At 50.2% G+C, this 23,433-nt stretch carries 20 protein-coding genes; 9 read left to right on the top strand and 11 right to left on the bottom strand.

Translation table 11 applies throughout. The features are described from left to right. The 9 genes from HGD79_RS23820 to yeiP all read right to left on the bottom strand — a co-directional run bounded on the left by HGD79_RS23820 (position 1) and on the right by yeiP (position 10,849). Positions 1–1,026 carry an ABC transporter permease gene (locus tag HGD79_RS23820; RefSeq protein WP_000088916.1) on the bottom strand — a complete coding sequence of 342 codons (1,026 nt, stop codon included), beginning with the start codon at positions 1,024–1,026 and terminating at the stop codon, positions 1–3. Then, complete coding sequence (locus HGD79_RS23825; protein ID WP_000501583.1) at positions 1,026–2,120, bottom strand: microcin C ABC transporter permease YejB; 1,095 nt, start codon at positions 2,118–2,120, stop codon at positions 1,026–1,028. Before HGD79_RS23825 ends, HGD79_RS23820 begins: the two co-directional genes overlap by 1 nt. Next, the gene (locus HGD79_RS23830; RefSeq protein ID WP_001298777.1) at positions 2,121–3,935 is read right to left on the bottom strand and encodes an extracellular solute-binding protein; all 1,815 of its coding nucleotides are present in this window, start codon (positions 3,933–3,935) and stop codon (positions 2,121–2,123) included. Positions 3,936–4,016: 81 nt separating this feature from the next. Continuing rightward, positions 4,017–5,573 (bottom strand): cyclic di-GMP phosphodiesterase, encoded by a 1,557-nt coding sequence (locus HGD79_RS23835; RefSeq protein WP_000470594.1) that lies wholly within the window; start codon positions 5,571–5,573, stop codon positions 4,017–4,019. 180 nt (positions 5,574–5,753) lie between these two features. Further along, entirely contained in the window at positions 5,754–6,320 is a 567-nt protein-coding gene (gene mepS, locus HGD79_RS23840) for a bifunctional murein DD-endopeptidase/murein LD-carboxypeptidase (protein WP_000241011.1), read from the bottom strand. A gap of 411 nt (positions 6,321–6,731) precedes the next feature. Then, a complete protein-coding gene (gene lpxT, locus HGD79_RS23845) occupies positions 6,732–7,445 on the bottom strand; it encodes a Kdo(2)-lipid A phosphotransferase (protein WP_001298785.1) in 714 nt (237 codons plus the stop codon). 38 nt (positions 7,446–7,483) lie between these two features. Continuing rightward, a complete protein-coding gene (gene yeiR, locus HGD79_RS23850; protein WP_000198822.1) occupies positions 7,484–8,470 on the bottom strand; it encodes a zinc-binding GTPase YeiR in 987 nt (328 codons plus the stop codon). 117 nt (positions 8,471–8,587) lie between these two features. After that, positions 8,588–10,054 (bottom strand): mannitol dehydrogenase family protein, encoded by a 1,467-nt coding sequence (locus tag HGD79_RS23855; protein ID WP_000848200.1) that lies wholly within the window; start codon positions 10,052–10,054, stop codon positions 8,588–8,590. A 222-nt stretch (positions 10,055–10,276) separates the two neighbouring features. Beyond that, positions 10,277–10,849: an elongation factor P-like protein YeiP gene (yeiP, locus tag HGD79_RS23860; protein ID WP_001136827.1), complete on the bottom strand. Its 573-nt coding sequence runs from the start codon at positions 10,847–10,849 to the stop codon at positions 10,277–10,279. A gap of 154 nt (positions 10,850–11,003) precedes the next feature. Between yeiP and HGD79_RS23865 the strand changes: the two genes are divergently transcribed. Continuing rightward, entirely contained in the window at positions 11,004–11,258 is a 255-nt protein-coding gene (locus HGD79_RS23865; RefSeq protein WP_001349348.1) for a YkgJ family cysteine cluster protein, read from the top strand. Here the strand turns inward: HGD79_RS23865 and setB are convergent. Then, on the bottom strand, positions 11,255–12,436 hold the full coding sequence (gene setB / locus HGD79_RS23870; RefSeq protein ID WP_000551969.1) for a sugar efflux transporter SetB: 1,182 nt from the start codon (positions 12,434–12,436) through the stop codon (positions 11,255–11,257). The two genes, HGD79_RS23865 and setB, sit on opposite strands and share 4 nt — an antisense overlap. 367 nt (positions 12,437–12,803) lie before the next feature. Between setB and fruB the strand changes: the two genes are divergently transcribed. The 6 genes from fruB (at position 12,804) to HGD79_RS23900 (ending at position 20,215) form a co-directional block, all read left to right on the top strand. Continuing rightward, positions 12,804–13,934 (top strand): fused PTS fructose transporter subunit IIA/HPr protein, encoded by a 1,131-nt coding sequence (gene fruB, locus HGD79_RS23875; protein ID WP_000487257.1) that lies wholly within the window; start codon positions 12,804–12,806, stop codon positions 13,932–13,934. Continuing rightward, positions 13,934–14,872, top strand: a complete 939-nt coding sequence (fruK, locus tag HGD79_RS23880) for a 1-phosphofructokinase (protein ID WP_000091263.1) — start codon at positions 13,934–13,936, stop codon at positions 14,870–14,872. The genes fruB and fruK overlap by 1 nt, the downstream gene beginning before the upstream one ends. A 16-nt stretch (positions 14,873–14,888) precedes the next feature. Next, positions 14,889–16,580 (top strand): PTS fructose transporter subunit IIBC, encoded by a 1,692-nt coding sequence (gene fruA / locus HGD79_RS23885; RefSeq protein WP_000854463.1) that lies wholly within the window; start codon positions 14,889–14,891, stop codon positions 16,578–16,580. A 423-nt stretch (positions 16,581–17,003) separates the two neighbouring features. Beyond that, positions 17,004–17,945 carry a pseudouridine kinase gene (locus HGD79_RS23890; protein WP_001208141.1) on the top strand — a complete coding sequence of 314 codons (942 nt, stop codon included), beginning with the start codon at positions 17,004–17,006 and terminating at the stop codon, positions 17,943–17,945. Beyond that, entirely contained in the window at positions 17,933–18,871 is a 939-nt protein-coding gene (gene psuG, locus HGD79_RS23895) for a pseudouridine-5'-phosphate glycosidase (RefSeq protein WP_001292461.1), read from the top strand. The genes HGD79_RS23890 and psuG overlap by 13 nt, the downstream gene beginning before the upstream one ends. A 93-nt stretch (positions 18,872–18,964) precedes the next feature. Beyond that, complete coding sequence (locus HGD79_RS23900; RefSeq protein ID WP_000353897.1) at positions 18,965–20,215, top strand: NupC/NupG family nucleoside CNT transporter; 1,251 nt, start codon at positions 18,965–18,967, stop codon at positions 20,213–20,215. A 70-nt stretch (positions 20,216–20,285) separates the two neighbouring features. On the opposite strand, the gene HGD79_RS23905 is transcribed toward HGD79_RS23900, so the two are convergent. Further along, positions 20,286–20,984, bottom strand: coding sequence for a transcriptional regulator YeiL (locus tag HGD79_RS23905; RefSeq protein ID WP_000658580.1), 699 nt, complete (start codon positions 20,982–20,984; stop codon positions 20,286–20,288). 129 nt (positions 20,985–21,113) lie between these two features. Between HGD79_RS23905 and rihB the strand changes: the two genes are divergently transcribed. Together rihB and HGD79_RS23915 are read left to right on the top strand one after the other, a co-directional pair. Beyond that, positions 21,114–22,055, top strand: a complete 942-nt coding sequence (gene rihB, locus HGD79_RS23910) for a ribosylpyrimidine nucleosidase (RefSeq protein WP_000415429.1) — start codon at positions 21,114–21,116, stop codon at positions 22,053–22,055. Positions 22,056–22,154: 99 nt separating this feature from the next. Next, a complete protein-coding gene (locus tag HGD79_RS23915) occupies positions 22,155–23,405 on the top strand; it encodes a NupC/NupG family nucleoside CNT transporter (RefSeq protein WP_000382941.1) in 1,251 nt (416 codons plus the stop codon). Positions 23,406–23,433: the final 28 nt, after the last annotated feature.

Genomic DNA, 23,433 nt, shown 5'->3' on the forward strand with positions numbered 1-23,433 from the left:
CTACACCGCCTTATTAGGATCAAATGCGTCGCGGACGGCTTCACCAATAAAGATCAGCAAAGACAATAATATCGCCACCGACAAGAAGGCGGTGATCCCAAGCCACGGGGCCTGAAGGTTATTTTTCCCTTGTAACAGCAGTTCACCGAGTGACGGTGAACCGAGCGGTAGACCGAAGCCGAGGAAATCGAGCGAGGTCAGGGTGGTTATCGAACTACATAAAATAAACGGTAAAAAGGTGAGGGTCGCGACCATGGCATTAGGCAACATATGACGCAGGATGATACTGCGATCGCTGACGCCAAGCGCCTGTGCCGCACGAATGTAGTCGAAATTACGAGTACGTAAAAACTCCGCCCGCACCACGCCGACCAGACTCATCCAGCCAAACAAGACAGTAATTGCCAGCAGCCACCAGAAGTTAGGCTGTACGACGCTGGAAAGTAAAATAATCAAAAACAGCGTCGGCATCCCCGACCATACTTCAATAAAGCGTTGTCCCCAGAGATCGACTTTACCGCCGTAATAGCCTTGTAGCGCCCCCGCCAGCACGCCCATCACGCTGGAACAGAGAGTCAGCATCAGGCCAAACAGAACCGAGATCCGCGTGCCATAGAGAATGCGTGCCAGCACATCGCCGCCGTTGGCATCCGTTCCCAGCCAGTTTTGCCGGGAGGGGGGAGAAGGGAAGGGCTTATCGGTAGCAAAGTTGATACTGGTAGCACCAAAGCGAATCGGTGCCCACAGTACCCAGCCGTTATTTTCCAGCCGTTGTTTCAGCCACGGGTCCTGATAATCAGCCTGACTTGCCAGCGGGCCGCCAAAATCGCTTTCGCTGTAGTTTTTCAACAACGGGAAATACCAACTGCCGTCATAACGTACCAGCAACGGTTTATCGTTGGCGATAAGTTCAGAACACAAACTCAAACCAAACAAAACGAGGAAAATCCATAACGACCAGTAGCCGCGACGGTTATGGCGAAAACGCGCCCAACGGGCCTGATTGACGGGGCTGAGTCGCGACATTAACGTCCCTCAAAATCTATACGCGGATCGACCAGCGTATAGCTGATATCACTGACAATATTCAGCAGCAGGCCAATCAGGGTGAAAATATACAAGGTACCAAACATTACAGGATAATCGCGCGAGACGGTCGCTTCGTAGCCCAGTAAGCCAAGGCCATTGAGTGAAAACATCACTTCAATCAGCAGCGAGCCGGTAAAAAACATGCTGATAAACGTCGCCGGAAAACCGGCAATCACCAGCAGCATGGCGTTGCGGAACACATGTTTCCAGAGAATATTTTTTTCACTTACCCCTTTCGCACGCGCGGTCACCACGTATTGCTTGCGCACTTCATCAAGGAATGAGTTTTTGGTCAGCATGGTCAGCGCCGCAAAGCCACCAATCACTGTCGCCAGCACCGGCAGCGTGATATGCCACAGATAATCGGTGATTTTCTGATACCACGGCAGCGAATCAAAGTTAGCGGAAACCAGGCCGCGTAGAGGGAACAGGTCGAAATAGCTGCCGCCCGCGAAGAAGACAATCAGCAGGATGGCAAACAAAAAGGCCGGAATGGCGTAGCCGATGATGATAAATGCGCTACTCCAGACGTCAAAGCGGCTCCCATTATAAACAGCTTTGCGAATGCCTAACGGAATCGACACCAGATAGATAATCAGCGTGCTCCACAATCCGAGGGTGATGGAAACCGGCAGACTGTCTTTAATCAGCGTCAGCACCGAGGCGCTGCGAAAAAGGCTATCACCAAAATCAAAGCGGATGTAGTCCCAGAGCATTTTGAAGTAACGTTCGTGGATCGGCTTATCGAAACCGTAGCGATGAGTGATCTCGGCGATCACTTCTGGATCTAATCCGCGTCCGCCACGGTAATTACTGTCGCTGATATTGCCGACGCCCGTTTGCGCATGGCTGGCGCGAATACCTTCACCGCCTGCGCCGGGTAATACTCCGGCATTACCAAACTCAATGGCGGCGATGGCCTGGTCGACCGGACCGCCAGGCGCAATTTGCACGATGAAAAAGTTGATAGTGATAATCGCCCATAACGTTGGGATCACCAGCAACAGACGGCGAATCAGATAAGCGCCCATCTACTCTCCCTGTTGTCTGGCTGACGGCAGTTTGGCCGCTTTATTAACGTCATACCACCAGGTATCGATACCCAGGCTGTAAACAGGGCGTACAGCGGGTTGGGAGAATTTATCCCACCAGGCGAGACGGTCTTCCGCCATGTACCACATTGGCAGCATGTAATAATTCCACGTTAATACGCGATCCAGTGCTCGCCCTAACGGCAGTAATTTTTCTTTATTTCCCTGCGCGGCAATAATTTGATTGATCAGCGAGTCGATAACCGGACTTTGCACGCCGGGGGCATTATAAGTGGAATTGATATATTCCGATGACCAGGAAATCTGTAAATCGGAACTGGGCCACGGCATCGCCCGCCATACGCGCGGCATCATGTCATAGTCGCGACTGCGCATGCGGTTGGTGATTTGCGAGTTATCCACCTTGCGAATGTCCATGTTGATACCCAGCCGTTGCAGGCTGTGCTGGAACGGCAATACCCACTGACTATTGCTGCTTGCGGGAAGCAATAATTCAAAGCTGAGTGGCTGACCCGTTGTGGCATTAACGCGTTGCTGACCCTTCAGCACCCAGCCCGCTTCGTTGAGAAGTTTGTCGGCTTTTAACAGGTTGTCACGATCGTAGCCATCGCCTTTAGATACCGGCGGCTGGTAGATTTGTGTGAAGACTTCTGACGGTAGATCTTTTTTCATTGGTGCCAGAAGCACCAGCTCCGCGGCGTCGGGGTAATTTCTGGCCGCGTATTCGGTATTCTGAAAATAACTGTTCGTGCGACTCCAGGCATTGTAAAACAACGCCTTGTTCATCCATTCAAAGTCAAAGGCGAGGGTGATTGCTTCCCGGACCCGGCGATCGCTGAATACCGGACGTTGGATATTAAACGCCAGCCAGCGCGTATCCTGGGCTGATTCGTTCTTTTGCTCATCTTTGATGATGTATTTTTTATCGAAATTTTTACCGGTATAACGCGTGGCCCAGTTTTTAGCGTCGTTTTCCATACGCAAATCAAAGGCACCTGCTTTAAACGCTTCAAAGGCGACATTATCATCGAGGTAATAATCGTAGCGAATGGTGTCGAAATTCCAGCGTCCACGGTTTACCGGTAAGTTTGCTGCCCAGTAATCTTTCACGCGGGAATAGACAATATTTTGCCCCATTTTCCAGGACGTAATTCGGTACGGACCACTGGCAAGCGGAGGCGTGGCGAGCGGATCGCTAAGTTTGTGATCCTTCCAGTACTTTTCTGGAAATACCGGCAGCGAAAACAGACTCAACATATCTTCTTTGCCGGGTTTAGCTAACTCAATGCGCACGGTTAACGGCGCAATGGCTTTGACGGTGGTGCCTTTGTAGACCAGACGAAATTGCGGCACGCCTTCGGTCATAAATTTTTGAAAAGTAAACTCTACATCGCGGGCAGTAATGGGCGAACCATCATGAAAACGGGCGCGCGGATTAATAGCGACCTCCACCCAGGAATAATCGTCAGCATAGCGTGCGCTTTCAGCAATCAGCGGGTAATAACTGCCTGGTTCGTCATCGGAAGTCGTAAATAGCGTGTCGTACAGCTGCTCGGTGCGTGCGCCCGGGTTGCCGCGCAGTGCATAGCGGTTGAAATTATCGAAGGTACCGAGGGCTGACAACGTTATCTGCCCACCTTTTGGCGCGGCGGGGTTCACATAATCAAAATGGTTGAAATTAAACGCGTACCGGGGTTCGCCCAGCACGGCAAAGGCATAGCTTTCCTTGATAGCCTGCGCCTGCGCACCAAAGGTGAACAGAGCGATAAACAGCAGCAGTATGCGCACAATCATCTGCAACGGATTTCCTTTTACTCATCATTAGCCGCAATCCGGCATGCTTTCACTATGAATAATAAGGGACGTAAGCACACCTTACCACTGCGGCGTATACGGTTTCTTCAGCCAGCGAACAAAATCGTCCAGCGGTAACGGGCGACTAATCCAGTAGCCTTGCATGAAATTAACGCCGCGTTCGCTTAGCCATCGCGCTTGTTCCGGCGTTTCGACCCCTTCAGCAACCGTCAGCATATTGAGGCGTTTCGCCAGCGTCAGCACCGCGTCAAGTACGGGTGAAGTGATCGTTTCCGTACCGATGGCGTTGATAAATCCACGGTCAATTTTCAGATAATCGAGCGTAAAACGCTCAAGATAGATAAGCGCGCTGTGCCCGGTGCCGAAGTCATCAATAGCAATTTCTACGCCTACCGAGTGCAGCCAGGCGAAGAGTTGTGTGGCTTCTTGCTCTTTCAGCATATCGCGCTCGGTAATTTCCAGCACAATCTGGAAATGGTGTGCGGGTAGGGAAGTGAGCAGTTTCTGGATATCTGCTTTAAAGCTTTCGCTGTGCAGATGGTCCGGCGCAATGTTAATGCCAAATTTGACGCCTACCGGCAGCACTTTTTCTAATTCTGCGGCATCGCGGGCAATTAACTCAAACAGATGCTGAGTCAGCGGCACAATCATCTTTTGCGATTCGGCAAAGTTAATGAAGGCATCCGGGGGAATTTCTCCCGCGACAGGATGCCGCCAGCGTAGCAGTACTTCCAGGCCCGTTACTCGCAAAGCTTGTGTATCCACCACCGGTTGATACGCCACGTAAAATTGTTCGCGCTTGATGGCGGTCATGATTTCTCTGCCGGGGCGCATACGTACGCTCATCAGGTAATAGCAGAGCAGGCCAACGACAGTTCCACTCATGCCGCCCAGTAAAAATGCGTACCACACATCGTTCCATGTCCAGTCATCTGCATAAAGCCGAACGGTCAGAGGAATGCCCGCAATTTTAGTTTCACGGACTGGCATGTCGGTTAATTCGTTAACGTTCATCAAACGTGAAGAAAAGGTAGATAGCGCAGTATTGCCAATAATGAGGGCGACGCCATCGTAATCTTCCTGCCGTGAACTATAAAAGAGTGAAGGCGTCAGGTTGAGATTCAGAGCGGCAAAGACGCCGCTATTTTTCAGCAAAGGGTTGCGATACCAGATGACGATTGCGGGTTTGTTCGGCACCATCGGCGTGCCGGGTAAGATCGCCATATCGACATTTTTATTAATGTCGAGCGCCGGAATCAATTCATTGAGTGGAATGTCCATCTCACCGGTCGCAGATGAACAGAATGTTTTTTTATCTTTCACCAGCACAAACGTACGGACATTCATGCTAAACGCCGCGCGGGCGGTCAGTTCGGGGTTAGCCTGCTGGCAGGTATCTAAGGTCAGCGGCTGGAGCCGGTCAGTAGTGGATTTCAGGTCGGCAAAATAGGTATCGAGATACTTTTGTACGTCGGTAATCAGTGTGTCGTATTTGACTTCGTGCTTATGCCAGGCCACTAAAAACTGAAGGCAACTCACCAGTATCGCAATCATCACGCCTGCAACAATGCAGGTAAGCAGGAGCTTACGTCCAGAATTGGGAGCGCGTATGAACATGATTCCGTTAATTTCCTGAAATTACGACAACATTTAAAAGATAACAATGACCGGACTATAGCCTGGATCAAGACGCGGAAACATCATTTTCTCTGATGAATGAAAACAAAAAAGCACTGCCTAAGCAGTGCTTTCAGTTAACTCGTTAGGATAGCCAAGGGATTGCATCCAAACGGTTTATTAGCTGCGGCTGAGAACCCGGCGTGCTTCGTTGTAACGCTTCTTCCAGTACGGTTCATTCATGCTGGAAATAATAACACCACTGCTGGTGGAAGCATGGACAAACTGATTGTTGCCGATATAAATACCGACATGGCGTCCCGTTGAACCGGCACGGAACAGAACTAAATCACCCGTACGCAAATTACTGCGGGAAACAGATTTACCCATTTCCTGCTGTTCGTAAGTCGAACGCGGAAGTTCTAAGCCAAATTGCTCACGGAATGTACGCTGTACGAAACCAGAACAATCGATACCTTTTTTAGTGCTGCCGCCCAGACGATAACGTACGCCTTTCCAGTCAGCATACTGATCCATAATTCGCGATTTTACGTCGACATTACGAACCAGGTTTTCAAATTCATCCTGAGAAGCTTGCAGTGATGATGTTTCACTACCCACTGCACGTGTCTCAGGATGCATATTCTTTGCGGTGTTATTTGCACTACATGCAGAAAGCAGAACCGCTACTGCAATCGCGGGGATCCCGCGCAAGATATATCTCAAAATCGGTTGAGATTTGACCATGTTGTTTGTTTTCCCTTGAAGTCCTTAACGACAAATATCGTTATAAAAAAATGCCAAGCGACACGAGACTAATTACCTGGGCATGTTGAAACAATTCCTTAAGGCCAAATCTGTGGACTAACGCACAAAATTATATGCTGTGAGGATAATCTACCGCCGAGGCAAAACGAGTTCGAGATTACCCGATTGGTGCGGTCTTGGCGAGCGGTTTTACATGATTTTTTATAAGAAAAAGTGATACAGAAAGTTAATAAGCGGGATTGGTCAATTAAAGTACGATTGAGTGAAACGCATGCAATCCATTCATTTACTTAGAGAATGATTTTTGCGCGCGATGGATGAAAGCACGGTGCGCATCATCAGGATTATCCTCACTATAAAAATAAGCCTGATGATGTTAATTACTGTGAGTTATTTGTTTTGGAAATGTTTGTTTTTTCCCGGTAGTGATTTGTCAAAAAAGGTGATTAATCGATCACTTAATGGCGTCAGCAACACCCAGGGCAAACCGATCAATATCACGGTCATCGAACCGACAATGATGTCAGTAAACCAGTGTGCGCCAATCATTACTCTGGGAAATGCAAAAACCACAAAAATAATAAGGGCGATAAGGCCTGCAACTTTGCCGAAATAACGCCACATGAATGCCGAAAAAATAAGCAGCATCATGCCGTGATCGCCGGGAAAGCTATCTCGTGAGGCATCTTTCGTGGGAACAGAGAGCAGTTCGCTGACGCGGTTAATATCGGTAAAAGTCAATGTTGGGCTGGCCCGTTTTACAGGAATTAATGCCTGACCCAGCTGGTTTAATAGCACTGCAGTTAATAGCATGACCAGACCCATAATCACGATACGTCGTCTGCCAGGGGCGTTTTCTTTCAGCCAGAAACTCAGCATCAACATTCCCATCGCCAGCAGAGAACAACCGTCGAAAGCGCGATTGTTGGTCAATGCAACCAGCCACAAAAAGGCCTTACTTTCGACCAGTTTCTGATTAAAGAAATAAAAAATATCCGCATCAATCGGCAACCAGAATCCATGATTAACGGGAATATACCAGGAAAGAAACAGCGCGAGGCCGACAATATTCAACAACACTATTTGCGGCAAATTTTTAATCATATTTTCTCTAATTATCTTACTGAAAAACGCAGGCAACCTTACGCGGTAGTCGCTAAACGAAGCTTCAACAGCGCGCTCTGCAAAGCATTCCAGTCAGCTTCGCTGCTGGAAATCAGCTCAATACGGCTGTCCGGTGGCGCAACGTTTTGCGTTTCAATGTGCAGGTCATCGCCCTGACGGTTGATTCGTACCAGCCCTTCGGGAATACGCAGCACGCCTTTGACGCGTTCCACCGGTGCAAGTCGCGCCCATTCCAGAATGCCAATGGTGTCGAATACCGTATCAGCGTCGAATATCCAGCCGCAGGCCTGATATCCTTGCCCGCTGTTCAGACTGCGACGCCAGCGTTGATGCTCTGGCAGGCTTAACGCTGCTAACCCTTTTTTCACGACATGCTGATGAGAATGCGCGGCGCTGGCGGGCAACTCGGCTAAATTGCGACGCGGCAAATCCAGAAGATGACCGTCAACTTTCCCATGCTCACTGTGAATTAATTGTCGATCGCCACCATTTTGCTGCCACCAACGCTGTAGCGCTTGCTCACTTTCGGGCGTCGCACGGTCGGATTTATTGGCGACAATGATGTCTGCGGCAGCCAGCTGGTCACGGAAGTTTTCATTGCTGGCGCTTTTTTCGTCCAGCAGCAAGCGCGGATCGAGAATGCACAAGGTGGCGCGCAGATCTATCCACGGTTCATAGACTGGTGCGGTTAACAGATCGAGGATCTGTTTCGGATGGCCCAGCCCGGTCGGCTCTATCAACAAGCGGTCTGGTTTTCCCTGACGCAGTAAGGTATTCAACCCTACCTGCATGGGTAAACCATTAACGCAGCACATGCAGCCGCCGGGGATCTCTTTCAGCAATGCGCCGCTATCGGCGAGCAAAGCACCATCAATTCCGACTTCCCCAAATTCATTAACCAGTACCGCCCATTTTTCGTTGGGATCTTTATGGGCTAACAGATGAAGAATCGACGTGGTTTTCCCGCTGCCGAGAAAACCGGTGATGAGGTTGGTCCTGGTCACAACGGCTCCGCAATACTCTGGTAAGTTAACTGAGCGTTAATCCTGGCTAAAAAAGGCAGAAAAGAGAAGGGGAGAGCGGACGAAGGTGAGCTTCATCCGCTTTAACCGCAGAAATCGTTAAATTTTGAGGGTGTTTAATAGCGCCTGATGTGCGCCGAATTGTACGATTTGTTGCCAGGCTTGTTCGATGGCCTGCACAAAATGCGGGTTATCTGGCAGATCATCACCGAAAACTTCACGCAGGGAAAGCAGGGCGGTTACGCGTTGTTCACTGCTGCTGCCCGCAACAAGTTCGCGAATTTTATCGCTAAGCGGATCGCGAACATCAATGGCATTTCCGGCATCATCAACGCCGCTGACGTAACGCATCCAGCCAGCAACGCCTAATGCCAGCAACGACCAGTCCGTTTCGCACCCCAGATGTATGCGAATACCTGCCAGCATACGTTGCGGTAATTTCTGGCTACCATCCATTGCGATTTGCCAGGTCTTATGTTTCAGCGCCGGATTAGCAAAACGTGCAATTAACTTGTCCGCATATTGTGTTAAATCGACATCTTTAATTTGTAGTGTCGGCGCTTGCTCATTCAGCATTAATGTTCTGGCGGCATGGCGAAATGCGCGATCCTGCATGCAATCACTGATATGGGCGAATCCTGAAAGGTAACCCAGATAAGCGAGAAAAGAGTGGCTGCCATTAAGCATACGCAGTTTCATCTCTTCCCATGGCAGGACATCATTCACCATTTGTACACCTGCGACTTCCCAGGCAGGACGCCCAGCGACGAAGTTATCTTCCACCACCCACTGGATAAACGGTTCGCAGCTAATCGCGCAGGGATCATTTACCCCCAGATGCTGGCTGATTTCTGCCAGTGATTCGTCGGTTGCAGCCGGAACAATGCGGTCGACCATGGTTCCCGGAAAACTGACGTGTTCTTTTATCCACCCGGCGAGTTCTGGCGAACGTTTTTCTGCCATTCCCAGCACCGCGTTTTTCACCACATGGCCATTGTCGGGAATATTGTCGCAGGAGAGCACGGTAAACGGTGTAAGGCCGCGCTCACGGCGGCGTTTCAGTGCTTCGACGAGAATACCCGGTGCGGAGTGAGGTTCTTCAGGGGTTTGTAGATCGTGAATAATCCGCGGATTACTGGTGTCGAGTGCACCGGTGGCCGGGTCAATACAATAGCCTTTTTCGGTAATCGTCAGGGAAACAATTGCCACCTGTGGCTCGCAAAATTTCTCAATAATTGCCGCTAAGGAATCCAGTTTTGCATTAAGGCATTCGTGAACGGCACCGACAATTATCACCTGATTGCCGTCCGCACCTTTTTCCAGCACGGTATATAAATGGTTCTGTGCGCGGAGCTGGCTCATCAGTTGATCACCGCTGAACAAGCTGATTTCACAGATCCCCCAGTCGCCGCCCTGGGCATTCAGCACACGATCGGTCAGTAACGCCTGATGAGCGCGGTGAAAGGCGCCAAAGCCAAAATGAACGATACGTGATTGCAACTGCTGGCGATCGTAGCGTGGAGCGTGTATATGATGCGGGAGCGTAACGGAGGCAATTGTCTTCATAGGAGTCACGTCTTAGTAACGATAAATTAACAATGACAGTGTAAAGTTATATGACAGCAATTGAAATTGGTCTGGATTGTTAATGCGATGAAGTGTGAGGGCGATCAATCAACGAGTGAAAATTGAGGGCGTAAGGTGTTCAGGAAGCGCAAAATAGAAGATTGGTATAATAAATTAAAAAAGGGACAGCCTGAGCTATCCCTTTTCTGCATGCGGCTGAAGTTAGTCAGCACGCCCCATATAACGGCGTTCTTCGATATGGATACGAATTTTTTCGCCCGGGCTTAAGTATTCTGGTACCTGAATCACCAGACCAGTGCTCAATGTCGCCGGTTTGTTACGGGCGCTGGCAGATGCCCCTTTGATGCCTGGTGCGGTTTCAACGATTTCCAGATCAACGGTCTGCGGCAGCTCAAGCGCCAGCAGTTGACCGTCCCAGGTCAGCACCTGCATGTCCGGCATGCCGCCCTCTGGCATAAACAGCAACTCTTCTTCAATCTGATCTTTGGTGAAGGTATACGGGGTATAGTCTTCTTTATCCATAAAGACATATTCGTTGCCATCGACATAGGAGAAGTCAACGTAACGGCGGGTCAGCGTCACGGTGTCAACGATATCATCACCTTTGAAACGCTCTTCTACTTTCAGCCCGGTACGGACATCAGAAAAACGCATTTTGTACAGCGTAGCGGCACCGCGGGCAGTGGGCGACTGAATATCAATATCCTTAACCAGCAGCAGTTTGCCGTTGTAATTCAGTACCATACCTTTTTTAATTTCGTTCGCTCTTGGCATCGAAAAATTCCTGTAGTCGAAAATGTCAAAAATATCGCGACAAAGTACTCGCGACGGGCCTTTCGGGCAAGTGGTATTCGCACTTTTGCTGGTGCAAAAAAGGTGGTACTGTGCGCGCTCATCAATCCGGTGGTTAACCTTAAGAGAACAACGTATGAAATGCCGTCCGGGTTGCGGGGCGTGTTGCACTGCCCCTTCAATTTCCAGCCCTATTCCCGGTATGCCAGATGGCAAGCCCGCCAATACGCCCTGCATTCAGCTTGATGAACAGCAACGCTGTAAAATTTTCACCTCGCCACTGCGACCGAAAGTCTGTGCAGGCTTACAAGCCAGCGCTGAAATGTGCGGTAACTCGCGTCAGCAGGCCATGACCTGGCTTATCGATCTGGAAATGCTGACCGCGCCTTAAACATCTTTAATCCGCAGTAAGCAAAACAGAGTGGCGATAATCATCACCATCGCAAACCAGAACACAGCGTGATAATTCCAGATCTCGGCGACGATGCCCGCCACTGATCCTGCGATGATCCAGCCCACGCGCGACGTGTTGGTATAGAGCGTGGTGGCTGAACCCGCCTGACCGGGCATCAGATCCTGAAAATAGAGCATCCCGATGCCGCCCAGAATGCCAATAAAAATAGCATTTAGCAGCTGCAAGCCCAACAGAATGACAGGTGAATGCGCCATCAGCATTCCTGCGTAAAAACAGACGCCACCCACGGCAGCAACGCGCATTAAGAAACGCTTACCCAGACGTTTGGCGAAATATCCGGCAATCAACATCGTCGGGATTTCCAGCCCGGCGGCGGTCCCCATCATCACACCGGCCAGTTTCTCGGGAAGATGCAGTTCGTTGATAATAAATAGCGGCATGTTGATGATGTACAGGCTGTTCGAGCCCCACATCAATGTACAAATGACAAACAGCAGCAGCGTATCGCGACGGTTACGGCGCGGCGCTTCGATCGTGCCGGTCGCCAGCGGAAGCTCTTTTTGCATCGACGGTAAAAACAGCCACACCATCACACCGCAAACAATAAACGCTACCGCTGCGCTCAGATACATTACCGTAAAGCTGAAACCCATCGCTAAGGCATAAGCCAGCGGTGGGCCAATGACCCATGCCAGTGAAACCTGAGCGCGTAAAAAAGAGCTGAACATCACCGCCTCACGTCCGGTTTTGTCGGCATGTTCACGGGCAAGGGCAAACATTTGCGGGTTAGCGGTCGAGCCAAAGCTGCTAAGAAAGACGCCAACGAATAGCAAAACAAAGTAGTTGCGATTCCAGGCAAAAAGGGTGCAGGCCAGCACGCCTAACAGGCAGCAAAAGACAATCAGCGATTTGCGATCGCCGCGCTTATCAGAGCGCCCGGCGAGAAACTGACTTACCAGAATCCCAATGACAGCGCTGCCGGTAAAGAAGAATCCCACCATCGCCGGACGAGCATGTACTTCATCAGTAAGAAAAATACTGAGTGTCGGGGTTTGCAGAGCGCCCGCAATACCGGTGAGAAAGGCAACGATTAAAAACGCCGTCGAGGTCAGGTCAAACGATTTCGCGCTGGAGACTGCGGGGGAGTTATGCATGCTGGTCGATCACTGGAAGAGGAAGACGCGGAGTTTACGCTGCTTGTCAGAAAATAAACAGACAGCGAAATCAAAAGCGCCACGAATAATCAAAATGCCATTTCACTGTTGCTGATTGGCTGCTGACGCTGCTGAAATGAAATTGCTGATAACGGATTTTCCCATCAGCAATTAGGAAAAATGGCAAAAAATTGTGCAGCACATCAAACTTTTGCTCATAACTTTACGGCTTTCCTTGCGTGCTGAAACAGAAGTATTATGCTTTCTTGAAACGTTTCAGCGCGATCTTGTCTTTAACCCTAAGCCAGGTTGGCGCTTTTTTTCTCATAGAGGCTGAATCGTTTCAATTCAGCAAGAGAGGAGAACTATGTTCCAGTTATCCGTACAGGACATCCATCCGGGCGAAAAGGCCGGAGACAAAGAAGAGGCGATTCGCCAGGTCGCTGCGGCGCTGGTGCAGGCCGGTAATGTAGCAGAAGGCTACGTCAATGGCATGCTGGCGCGCGAACAGCAAACCTCAACGTTCCTCGGCAATGGTATTGCTATTCCACACGGCACTACCGACACCCGCGATCAGGTGCTGAAAACCGGCGTTCAGGTATTTCAGTTCCCGGAAGGCGTCACCTGGGGTGACGGTCAGGTAGCGTACGTGGCAATCGGTATTGCTGCCAGCTCGGATGAACATCTGGGCCTGCTACGCCAGCTGACCCACGTACTGAGCGATGATTCCGTTGCTGAACAACTGAAGTCAGCAACAACAGCAGAAGAACTTCGCGCATTACTGATGGGCGAAAAGCAGAGTGAGCAGCTGAAGCTCGACAACGAAATGCTGACGCTGGATATCGTCGCCAGCGATCTGCTGACTCTTCAGGCGCTGAACGCTGCGCGTCTGAAAGAGGCGAGGGCAGTTGACGCCACTTTCGTCACCAAAGCCATCAATGAACAACCGCTGAACCTCGGACAGGGTATCTGGCTGAGCGATAGCGCCGAAGGCAATCTGCGTAGCGCGATTGCGGTAAGCCGTGCGGCAAATGCTTTTGATGTGGACGGCGAAACGGCAGCCATGCTGGTGAGTGTGGCGATGAATGACGATCAGCCCATTGCGGTTCTTAAGCGTCTCGCTGATTTGTTGCTCGACAATAAAGCTGACCGCTTGCTGAAAGCGGATGCGGCAACGTTGCTGGCGCTGCTGACCAGCGATGATGCGCCGACCGACGACGTGTTAAGCGCGGAGTTTGTGGTGCGCAATGAACACGGCCTGCATGCTCGTCCAGGTACCATGCTGGTCAATACCATTAAACAATTTAACAGTGATATTACCGTGACAAACCTTGATGGCACCGGCAAACCGGCAAACGGACGTAGTCTGATGAAAGTTGTGGCACTTGGCGTTAAGAAAGGTCATCGCCTACGCTTTACCGCCCAGGGTGCAGATGCTGAACAGGCGCTGAAAGCAATCGGCGACGCTATCGCTGCTGGTCTTGGGGAGGGCGCATAATGAGCAGACGTGTTGCTACTATCACCCTTAATCCGGCTTATGACCTTGTTGGTTTCTGCCCGGAAATTGAACGCGGCGAAGTGAACCTGGTGAAAACCACCGGTCTGCATGCGGCGGGTAAAGGCATCAACGTGGCCAAAGTATTAAAAGACCTGGGAATTGATGTCACCGTTGGCGGCTTCCTCGGTAAAGACAATCAGGATGGTTTTCAGCAACTGTTCAGCGAGCTGGGCATTGCCAACCGTTTCCAGGTTGTACAGGGGCGCACCCGAATTAACGTTAAGCTGACGGAAAAAGACGGCGAAGTGACCGACTTCAACTTCTCGGGTTTTGAAGTCACCCCTGCCGACTGGGAACGCTTTGTGACTGATTCTCTGAGCTGGCTCGGTCAGTTCGATATGGTCTGTGTCAGCGGAAGCTTACCGTCAGGCGTCAGCCCGGAAGCGTTCACCGACTGGATGACTCGCCTGCGTAGTCAGTGTCCTTGCATTATCTTTGATAGTAGCCGTGAAGCGTTAGTAGCAGGTTTGAAAGCGGCACCGTGGCTGGTGAAACCTAACCGCCGCGAGCTGGAAATCTGGGCAGGCCGTAAACTGCCTGAAATGAAAGATGTGATTGAAGCTGCACATGCGCTACGTGAACAAGGTATTGCGCATGTTGTTATTTCACTGGGTGCCGAAGGCGCGCTTTGGGTTAATGCCTCCGGCGAATGGATCGCCAAACCACCGTCAGTCGATGTCGTAAGCACCGTTGGCGCAGGGGATTCTATGGTTGGTGGCCTGATTTATGGCTTGCTGATGCGTGAATCCAGTGAACACACACTGCGTCTGGCGACTGCTGTTGCAGCCCTGGCGGTAAGTCAAAGCAATGTGGGTATTACCGATCGTCCGCAGTTGGCCGCAATGATGGCGCGCGTCGACTTACAACCTTTTAACTGACAGCAGGAGAGGCATAATGAAAACGCTGCTGATTATTGACGCTAATCTCGGTCAGGCACGCGCCTATATGGCGAAGACCCTGCTGGGCGCGGCGGCGCGAAAAGCAAAACTGGAAATCATCGACAATCCGAACGACGCAGAAATGGCGATTGTTCTCGGTGATTCCATCCCGAATGACAGCGCGCTGAACGGTAAAAATGTCTGGCTGGGTGATATTTCCCGGGCAGTTGCGCACCCTGAGCTGTTCCTGAGTGAAGCCAAAGGCCATGCGAAACCTTACACTGCGCCGGTCACTGCGACAGCACCGGTTGCCGCCAGCGGTCCGAAACGCGTAGTTGCGGTGACTGCTTGCCCGACTGGCGTAGCACACACCTTTATGGCGGCTGAAGCCATTGAAACCGAAGCGAAAAAACGTGGCTGGTGGGTGAAAGTTGAAACCCGTGGTTCTGTTGGCGCGGGTAATGCAATCACTCCCGAGGAAGTAGCCGCAGCGGATCTGGTGATTGTGGCGGCAGATATCGAAGTGGATCTGGCGAAATTTGCTGGTAAACCGATGTATCGTACCTCTACCGGTCTGGCGCTGAAGAAAACCGCGCAGGAACTGGATAAAGCGGTTGCTGAAGCAACGCCGTATGAACCGGCGGGCAAAGCTCAAACGGCGACCTCTGAAGGTAAGAAAGAGAGTGCAGGCGCATACCGTCACTTGCTGACGGGCGTCTCTTACATGCTGCCGATGGTCGTTGCAGGTGGTCTGTGTATCGCGCTTTCTTTTGCTTTTGGTATCGAAGCGTTTAAAGAGCCGGGTACGTTGGCAGCGGCGCTGATGCAGATTGGTGGTGGTTCAGCCTTTGCGCTGATGGTGCCGGTACTGGCAGGTTACATTGCCTTCTCCATTGCCGATCGTCCGGGTCTCACGCCGGGTCTGATTGGCGGTATGCTGGCGGTCAGCACCGGTTCTGGCTTCATTGGCGGTATTATTGCGGGCTTCCTGGCTGGTTACATTGCGAAGTTAATCAGTACGCAACTGAAACTGCCACAGAGTATGGAGGCGCTGAAACCGATCCTGATCATTCCGCTAATTTCCAGTCTGGTGGTCGGTCTGGCGATGATCTACCTGATCGGTAAACCGGTTGCTGGCATTCTCGAAGGGTTGACTCACTGGCTGCAGACCATGGGGACTGCGAATGCGGTTCTGCTGGGGGCGATCCTCGGTGGCATGATGTGTACTGACATGGGCGGTCCGGTAAATAAAGCAGCGTACGCATTCGGTGTGGGTCTGCTGAGTACTCAAACCTATGGCCCGATGGCGGCGATTATGGCGGCAGGTATGGTGCCACCGCTGGCAATGGGCCTGGCAACAATGGTGGCGCGTCGCAAATTCGACAAAGCGCAGCAGGAAGGTGGCAAAGCCGCTCTGGTACTGGGACTGTGCTTTATTTCGGAAGGTGCAATTCCGTTTGCTGCTCGTGATCCGATGCGTGTGCTGCCGTGCTGTATCGTGGGTGGGGCGCTGACTGGCGCAATCTCAATGGCGATTGGTGCGAAACTGATGGCACCGCACGGTGGTCTGTTTGTTCTGCTGATCCCTGGCGCTATTACGCCGGTATTGGGTTACCTGGTAGCAATTATTGCCGGTACGCTGGTGGCGGGTTTGGCCTATGCCTTCCTGAAACGTCCGGAAGTGGACGCAGTAGCGAAAGCCGCGTAATAAAAGGTGTGTTACAGGGCAGAAATTTACTGCCCTGTATCATTGGATGAGCGCAAAGAGAATGACCGGTTTGTGAATGTAATTTTATGAATTTAAATGGTTTTATCTTTCAGTAGAAACCTGAAACGTTCATCAAACACTAAGGTTATTTCCTCAAGGGCAGATTCTTTTCTGCCCTTTTTTAGTGTTCCTGTTCTGTGCATCCCGTCACAAATTCCTCGCTTTTGTAATTCTGGCATTTAATCGCATTTTGTGAGCCTGCTCAAATCTGCCCGCTTTGCCTCTCTGGCGGCAATTTACTTTACGTAAAACATGCATACTATGAGCACATGTTTAAATATGAACACATGTTTAAACTGTCTTTGCAGTATCTATATTCTTGTGGATTGACAGGGTTGGTAATTTTTTACCAGAGGACGTGCTATGCGCGAAAAGGATTATGTCGTAATTATAGGTTCGGCGAATATTGATGTCGCCGGATATTCACATGAATCATTAAATTATGCGGATTCAAATCCAGGTAAAATAAAATTTACACCTGGTGGAGTAGGGCGAAATATTGCACAAAACCTGGCGTTGCTGGGTAACAAAGCCTGGTTACTGAGCGCAGTAGGTAGTGATTTTTATGGTCAATCGCTGCTAACGCAAACCAATCAATCTGGCGTTTATGTCGATAAATGCCTGATTGTGCCGGGAGAAAATACGTCGAGTTATTTATCATTACTCGATAATACCGGTGAAATGCTGGTTGCTATAAATGACATGAATATTAGCAACGCTATTACAGCTGAATATCTCGCACAGCACCGTGAATTTATTCAGAGGGCAAAGGTCATTGTCGCGGACTGTAATATCAGTGAAGAGGCACTGGCATGGATTCTGGATAATGCTGCCAACGTACCCGTATTTGTCGATCCGGTTTCAGCGTGGAAATGTGTCAAAGTGCGCGACCGTCTAAATCAGATCCACACTCTGAAGCCAAACCGCCTTGAAGCGGAAACACTGAGTGGGATTGCGCTGTCAGGGCGTGGAGATGTGGCAAAAGTTGCTGCCTGGTTCCATCAACATGGCCTGAACCGACTGGTATTGAGCATGGGCGGCGATGGCGTTTATTACAGTGATATCAGCGGTGAAAGTGGCTGGTCTGCCCCGATCAAAACCAATGTTATTAATGTTACCGGAGCGGGCGATGCCATGATGGCGGGACTTGCTTCGTGTTGGGTAGACGGAATGCCGTTTGCCGAATCTGTTCGTTTCGCACAGGGATGTTCGTCAATGGCGCTCTCCTGTGAATACACCAATAACCCCGATTTATCGATTGCCAACGTTATATCGTTAGTGGAGAACGCAGAATGTCTGAATTAAAAATTTCCCCTGAATTATTACAAATTTCCCCGGAAGTGCAGGACGCTTTAAAAAACAAAAAACCGGTTGTTGCGCTGGAATCGACCATAATTTCTCACGGAATGCCATTCCCACAAAATGCCCAAACCGCAATTGAAGTAGAAGAAACTATTCGTAAACAGGGCGCAGTACCAGCCACTATCGCCATTATTGGCGGTGTGATGAAAGTGGGCTTAAGTAAAGAAGAAATCGAATTGCTGGGCCGTGAAGGACATAACGTGACCAAAGTTAGTCGTCGCGATTTACCTTTTGTTGTTGCCGCCGGAAAAAATGGCGCAACCACTGTGGCTTCAACGATGATTATTGCGGCGCTTGCCGGAATTAAAGTATTTGCCACCGGGGGAATTGGTGGTGTGCATCGCGGGGCGGAACATACCTTCGATATTTCTGCCGATTTACAGGAACTGGCAAATACCAATGTCACTGTTGTTTGTGCGGGGGCAAAATCTATTCTCGATTTAGGATTAACAACAGAATATTTAGAAACCTTCGGTGTACCGTTAATTGGTTATCAGACAAAAGCGCTGCCTGCGTTTTTCTGCCGAACCAGCCCATTTGAAGTCAGCATTCGTCTTGACAGTGCCCGCGAAATTGCTCGCGCGATGGCAGTGAAGTGGCAAACCGGTTTGAACGGCGGCCTGGTAGTGGCGAATCCGATCCCGGAACAGTTTGCGATGCCAGAAGAAACCATCAATGCAGCAATTGATCAAGCCGTTGCTGAAGCCGAAGAACAGGGTGTTATTGGGAAAGAGAGTACACCGTTCCTGCTGGCGCGTGTTGCGGAGCTAACAGGCGGTGATAGCCTGAAATCCAATATTCAACTGGTCTTTAATAACGCCATTCTGGCGAGCGAAATTGCCAAAGAATATCAGCGTCTCGTGGGTTAATTTCTGGCGGGCAGAAAGCCGTCGCCCGTACTCATCAAACATACCAAAACCTGGCGCTGACGCCGGGTTTACTGGCATGAAGGGAAAATCATTATGGATATAATGAGAAGTGTTGTGGGGATGGTGGTATTGCTGGCAATTGCCTTTGTGTTGTCGGTAAATAAAAAGAGCATCAGCTTGCGCACGGTTGGCGCTGCGCTGCTGCTGCAAATTGCCATTGGTGGCATCATGCTCTATTTTCCCCCGGGAAAATGGGCAGTAGAGCAGGCGGCATTAGGCGTCCATAAAGTGATGTCCTACAGTGACGCAGGAAGTGCCTTTATTTTTGGTTCGCTGGTCGGTCCCAAAATGGATGTTCTGTTTGACGGTGCGGGCTTTATCTTCGCCTTTCGCGTACTCCCGGCGATTATTTTCGTTACCGCGCTTATCAGCTTGCTGTACTACATTGGCGTAATGGGGCTGCTGATTCGTATTCTTGGCAGTATTTTTCAGAAAGCCCTCAACATCAGCAAAATCGAATCTTTTGTCGCAGTCACCACTATTTTCCTCGGGCAAAATGAGATCCCGGCGATCGTTAAACCTTTTATTGATCGCATGAATCGCAACGAGCTATTTACGGCTATTTGTAGCGGCATGGCGTCTATTGCGGGTTCGATGATGATTGGCTATGCCGGAATGGGCGTGCCGATTGACTATTTGTTAGCCGCTTCGCTGATGGCTATTCCTGGCGGTATCCTGTTTGCACGTATTCTTAGTCCGGCGACGGAACCTTCGCAAGTTACGTTTGAAAATCTGTCGTTTAGCGAAACACCGCCAAAAAGCATTATTGAAGCTGCGGCGAACGGTGCAATGACCGGGCTGAAAATCGCCGCCGGTGTGGCGACGGTGGTAATGGCATTTGTGGCAATTATTGCGCTGATCAACGGCATTATTGGTGGAGTTGGCGGCTGGTTTGGTTTTGCCAATGTCTCTCTGGAAAGCATTTTCGGCTATGTGCTGGCCCCGTTGGCATGGATTATGGGGGTGGACTGGAGTGATGCAAATCTTGCCGGAAGTTTGATTGGGCAGAAACTGGCGATTAATGAGTTTGTTGCTTATCTCAATTTCTCGCCCTATCTGCAAACGAGCGGCACGCTGGATGTCAAGACCATTGCCATTATCTCGTTCGCCCTCTGTGGGTTTGCAAACTTTGGTTCTATCGGTGTTGTCGTTGGCGCATTTTCGGCTATTTCGCCAAAACGTGCTCCAGAAATCGCCCAGCTTGGTTTACGGGCGCTGGCAGCAGCAACGCTTTCCAACCTGATGAGTGCGACTATTGCCGGGTTCTTTATTGGTCTGGCGTAATGCTCGATTTGTAGACCGGATAAAACGTATTAAGCGTTGCATCCGGCAATCGCGCTATTGCAAATAATTTTTACTGCATCATCCCGGAGAATTTATTCTCCGGGTCCATCTCCAGCGCCAGTCCTGACAACTGCTTTCTGTTTTTAATGAGATACCCTTTCTTGCTTTTAGTTAATAAACCGTCGTGAATGAATTGCGCGAGAACATATAAAAGATGTCGATAAGAAACGCCTAAATACTCTGCCGCTTGCGTATGCTTTTCGTGATAAAGATCACCTTCCTGCGAGAGTAATATAAATGCTGCCAGGCGATTCACTAACGGAAATGATTGATTCTGAGTTAAAGAAACAATATTACGATAATTTTTATGACTTAAGGTGACGCAGAGTTTTCGTAAAAATAGCGTGTCGTTTAATAACCGCGGGCGGTAATGTTTCATAGGGAGCGCAAGGCACCAACACTCTTCAATAGCCTGCACCGCACGCGGTTCATGGTCTTTGTCGATTAACTCAATCTCGCCAATAAAACAGGGGGCGGCAAAGAAATCGATCAGCGACACGCGACCATTAGCTAGCGTGGCGTAAAGCCTGGCGCGGCCTCGCGTCAGGTAAAACAGCCAGGACGGCTGTTGCCCTTCCTGCACAATGTAGTCACGCGCTAAAAAATGAAACAGCCGCGTATCGGCTGAAACATCCGTTAAAAAGCAATCCTTAAACGCGGATTCACTCATCAATTGCTGCTTAAGATCATTATTGTGGATTTCTTTCACGATGTTTATCCGCTATGAGATTTCTCATATTTAGCATACGTACGCGGTTGGTAAGATTCAATCATCGGCCCGGTCGCATTTTCTTTGCTGTAGAAAAAATAACGCAACTGGAAACAGAGGAAATAAACAATGGAAAAGAGAAAAATTATTCTGGATTGTGATCCGGGTCATGATGATGCTATTGCTATAATGATGGCGGCGAAACATCCGGCAATAGATTTATTAGGCATCACTATTGTAGCGGGTAATCAGACGCTTGATAAAACATTAATTAATGGCCTGAATGTTTGCCAGAAACTGGAGATTAATGTTCCGGTTTATGCGGGGATGCCGCAACCCATTATGCGTCAACAAATCGTTGCCGATAATATTCACGGTGAAACCGGACTGGATGGCCCGGTATTCGAGCCGCTGACCCGCCAGGCAGAAAGTACCCACGCGGTGAAATACATCATTGATACCCTGATGGCAAGCGATGGCGATATCACTCTGGTGCCGGTTGGTCCGCTTTCAAATATCGCGGTGGCAATGCGTATGCAACCCGCGATCCTGCCCAAAATCCGTGAAATTGTGCTAATGGGCGGCGCTTACGGTACAGGCAACTTCACGCCATCTGCCGAGTTCAACATCTTTGCTGACCCGGAAGCAGCCCGCGTGGTGTTCACCTCTGGCGTTCCATTAGTGATGATGGGCCTCGATCTCACCAACCAGACCGTTTGCACCCCGGACGTGATTGCTCGGATGGAAAGGGCAGGCGGCCCTGCCGGAGAGCTGTTCAGCGACATCATGAACTTCACTCTCAAAACGCAGTTCGAAAACTACGGCCTGGCTGGCGGCCCGGTGCACGACGCCACCTGCATCGGTTATCTGATTAACCCTGATGGCATTAAAACCCAGGAGATGTACGTCGAAGTGGACGTCAACAGTGGCCCTTGCTATGGGCGCACCGTCTGCGACGAGCTGGGCGTTCTTGGCAAGCCCGCCAATACCAAAGTCGGCATCACTATTGATACCGACTGGTTCTGGGGCTTAGTCGAAGAGTGCGTGCGCGGCTACATCAAAACCCATTAAGCGTTGATAACAAGCCGGGCCGATAGCGCAAGATGCAGGCCCGGCTATTTCTGATGGGCAGAAAGCCGTCGCCCAATATGACATGAAGAGATAATCACTATGGATGTCATGAGAAGTGTTCTGGGAATGGTGGTATTGCTGGCAATTGCATTTTTGCTGTCAGTAAACAAGAAGAAGATCAGCCTGCGTACCGTTGGCGCGGCGTTAGTGTTACAGGTTGTGATTGGCGGCATTATGCTTTGGTTACCGCCAGGGCGTTGGGTCGCTGAAAAAGTCGCTTTTGGCGTGCATAAAGTGATGGCGTACAGCGACGCGGGTAGCGCATTTATCTTCGGTTCGCTGGTCGGGCCGAAAATGGACACGCTGTTTGATGGCGCAGGATTTATCTTTGGTTTCAGAGTATTACCGGCAATTATCTTCGTTACAGCACTGGTGAGTATTCTCTACTACATCGGTGTGATGGGGATTTTAATTCGCATTCTCGGCGGTATCTTCCAGAAAGCGTTAAATATCAGCAAGATCGAGTCATTCGTCGCGGTCACTACCATTTTCCTCGGGCAAAACGAAATTCCGGCAATCGTCAAACCCTTTATCGATCGTCTGAATCGCAATGAATTATTTACAGCGATTTGTAGTGGCATGGCCTCGATTGCTGGTTCGACAATGATTGGTTACGCCGCCCTGGGCGTACCTGTGGAATATTTGCTGGCGGCATCGTTAATGGCGATCCCAGGCGGGATCTTGTTTGCCCGCCTGTTAAGCCCGGCTACGGAATCTTCGCAGGTTTCCTTTAATAACCTCTCTTTCACCGAAACACCGCCAAAAAGCATTATTGAAGCCGCTGCGACAGGGGCAATGACCGGGCTGAAAATCGCCGCCGGTGTAGCGACAGTTGTTATGGCATTTGTCGCCATCATTGCGTTAATTAATGGTATTATCGGCGGCGTTGGCGGCTGGTTTGGTTTTGCACATGCCTCGCTGGAGTCCATTTTAGGTTACCTGTTGGCCCCATTGGCGTGGGTGATGGGGGTTGACTGGAGTGATGCAAATCTTGCCGGGAGTTTGATTGGGCAGAAGCTGGCGATCAATGAATTTGTCGCTTATCTCAATTTCTCGCCATATCTGCAAACGGGTGGCACTCTGGATGCTAAAACCGTGGCGATTATTTCTTTCGCGTTGTGCGGTTTCGCTAACTTTGGTTCTATCGGGGTGGTGGTGGGGGCGTTTTCTGCGGTTGCGCCACACCGTGCGCCGGAAATCGCCCAACTTGGTTTACGCGCGCTGGCGGCGGCGACACTTTCTAACCTGATGAGTGCTACTATTGCAGGATTCTTTATTGGTTTAGCGTAGTGCGCAATTTATGAGCCGGATAAGATGC

Source organism: Escherichia sp. SCLE84, assembly GCF_012584495.1.
Classification (GTDB): Bacteria; Pseudomonadota; Gammaproteobacteria; order Enterobacterales; family Enterobacteriaceae; genus ECMA0423.

What these genes read in the sequence shown, in the direction of transcription:
- rihB (WP_000415429.1), top strand. Translation starts at nt 21,114, where the DNA reads ATGGAAAAGAGAAAAATTATTCTGGATTGTGATCCGGGTCATGATGAT.
- HGD79_RS23900 (WP_000353897.1), top strand. Translation starts at nt 18,965, where the DNA reads ATGGATATAATGAGAAGTGTTGTGGGGATGGTGGTATTGCTGGCAATT.
- HGD79_RS23865 (WP_001349348.1), top strand. Translation starts at nt 11,004, where the DNA reads ATGAAATGCCGTCCGGGTTGCGGGGCGTGTTGCACTGCCCCTTCAATT.
- setB (WP_000551969.1), bottom strand. Translation starts at nt 12,436, where the DNA reads ATGCATAACTCCCCCGCAGTCTCCAGCGCGAAATCGTTTGACCTGACC.
- HGD79_RS23855 (WP_000848200.1), bottom strand. Translation starts at nt 10,054, where the DNA reads ATGAAGACAATTGCCTCCGTTACGCTCCCGCATCATATACACGCTCCA.
- HGD79_RS23825 (WP_000501583.1), bottom strand. Translation starts at nt 2,120, where the DNA reads ATGGGCGCTTATCTGATTCGCCGTCTGTTGCTGGTGATCCCAACGTTA.
- fruK (WP_000091263.1), top strand. Translation starts at nt 13,934, where the DNA reads ATGAGCAGACGTGTTGCTACTATCACCCTTAATCCGGCTTATGACCTT.
- fruB (WP_000487257.1), top strand. Translation starts at nt 12,804, where the DNA reads ATGTTCCAGTTATCCGTACAGGACATCCATCCGGGCGAAAAGGCCGGA.
- HGD79_RS23915 (WP_000382941.1), top strand. Translation starts at nt 22,155, where the DNA reads ATGGATGTCATGAGAAGTGTTCTGGGAATGGTGGTATTGCTGGCAATT.
- mepS (WP_000241011.1), bottom strand. Translation starts at nt 6,320, where the DNA reads ATGGTCAAATCTCAACCGATTTTGAGATATATCTTGCGCGGGATCCCC.
- yeiP (WP_001136827.1), bottom strand. Translation starts at nt 10,849, where the DNA reads ATGCCAAGAGCGAACGAAATTAAAAAAGGTATGGTACTGAATTACAAC.
- HGD79_RS23830 (WP_001298777.1), bottom strand. Translation starts at nt 3,935, where the DNA reads ATGATTGTGCGCATACTGCTGCTGTTTATCGCTCTGTTCACCTTTGGT.
- lpxT (WP_001298785.1), bottom strand. Translation starts at nt 7,445, where the DNA reads ATGATTAAAAATTTGCCGCAAATAGTGTTGTTGAATATTGTCGGCCTC.
- psuG (WP_001292461.1), top strand. Translation starts at nt 17,933, where the DNA reads ATGTCTGAATTAAAAATTTCCCCTGAATTATTACAAATTTCCCCGGAA.
- HGD79_RS23820 (WP_000088916.1), bottom strand. Translation starts at nt 1,026, where the DNA reads ATGTCGCGACTCAGCCCCGTCAATCAGGCCCGTTGGGCGCGTTTTCGC.
- fruA (WP_000854463.1), top strand. Translation starts at nt 14,889, where the DNA reads ATGAAAACGCTGCTGATTATTGACGCTAATCTCGGTCAGGCACGCGCC.
- HGD79_RS23890 (WP_001208141.1), top strand. Translation starts at nt 17,004, where the DNA reads ATGCGCGAAAAGGATTATGTCGTAATTATAGGTTCGGCGAATATTGAT.
- HGD79_RS23835 (WP_000470594.1), bottom strand. Translation starts at nt 5,573, where the DNA reads ATGTTCATACGCGCTCCCAATTCTGGACGTAAGCTCCTGCTTACCTGC.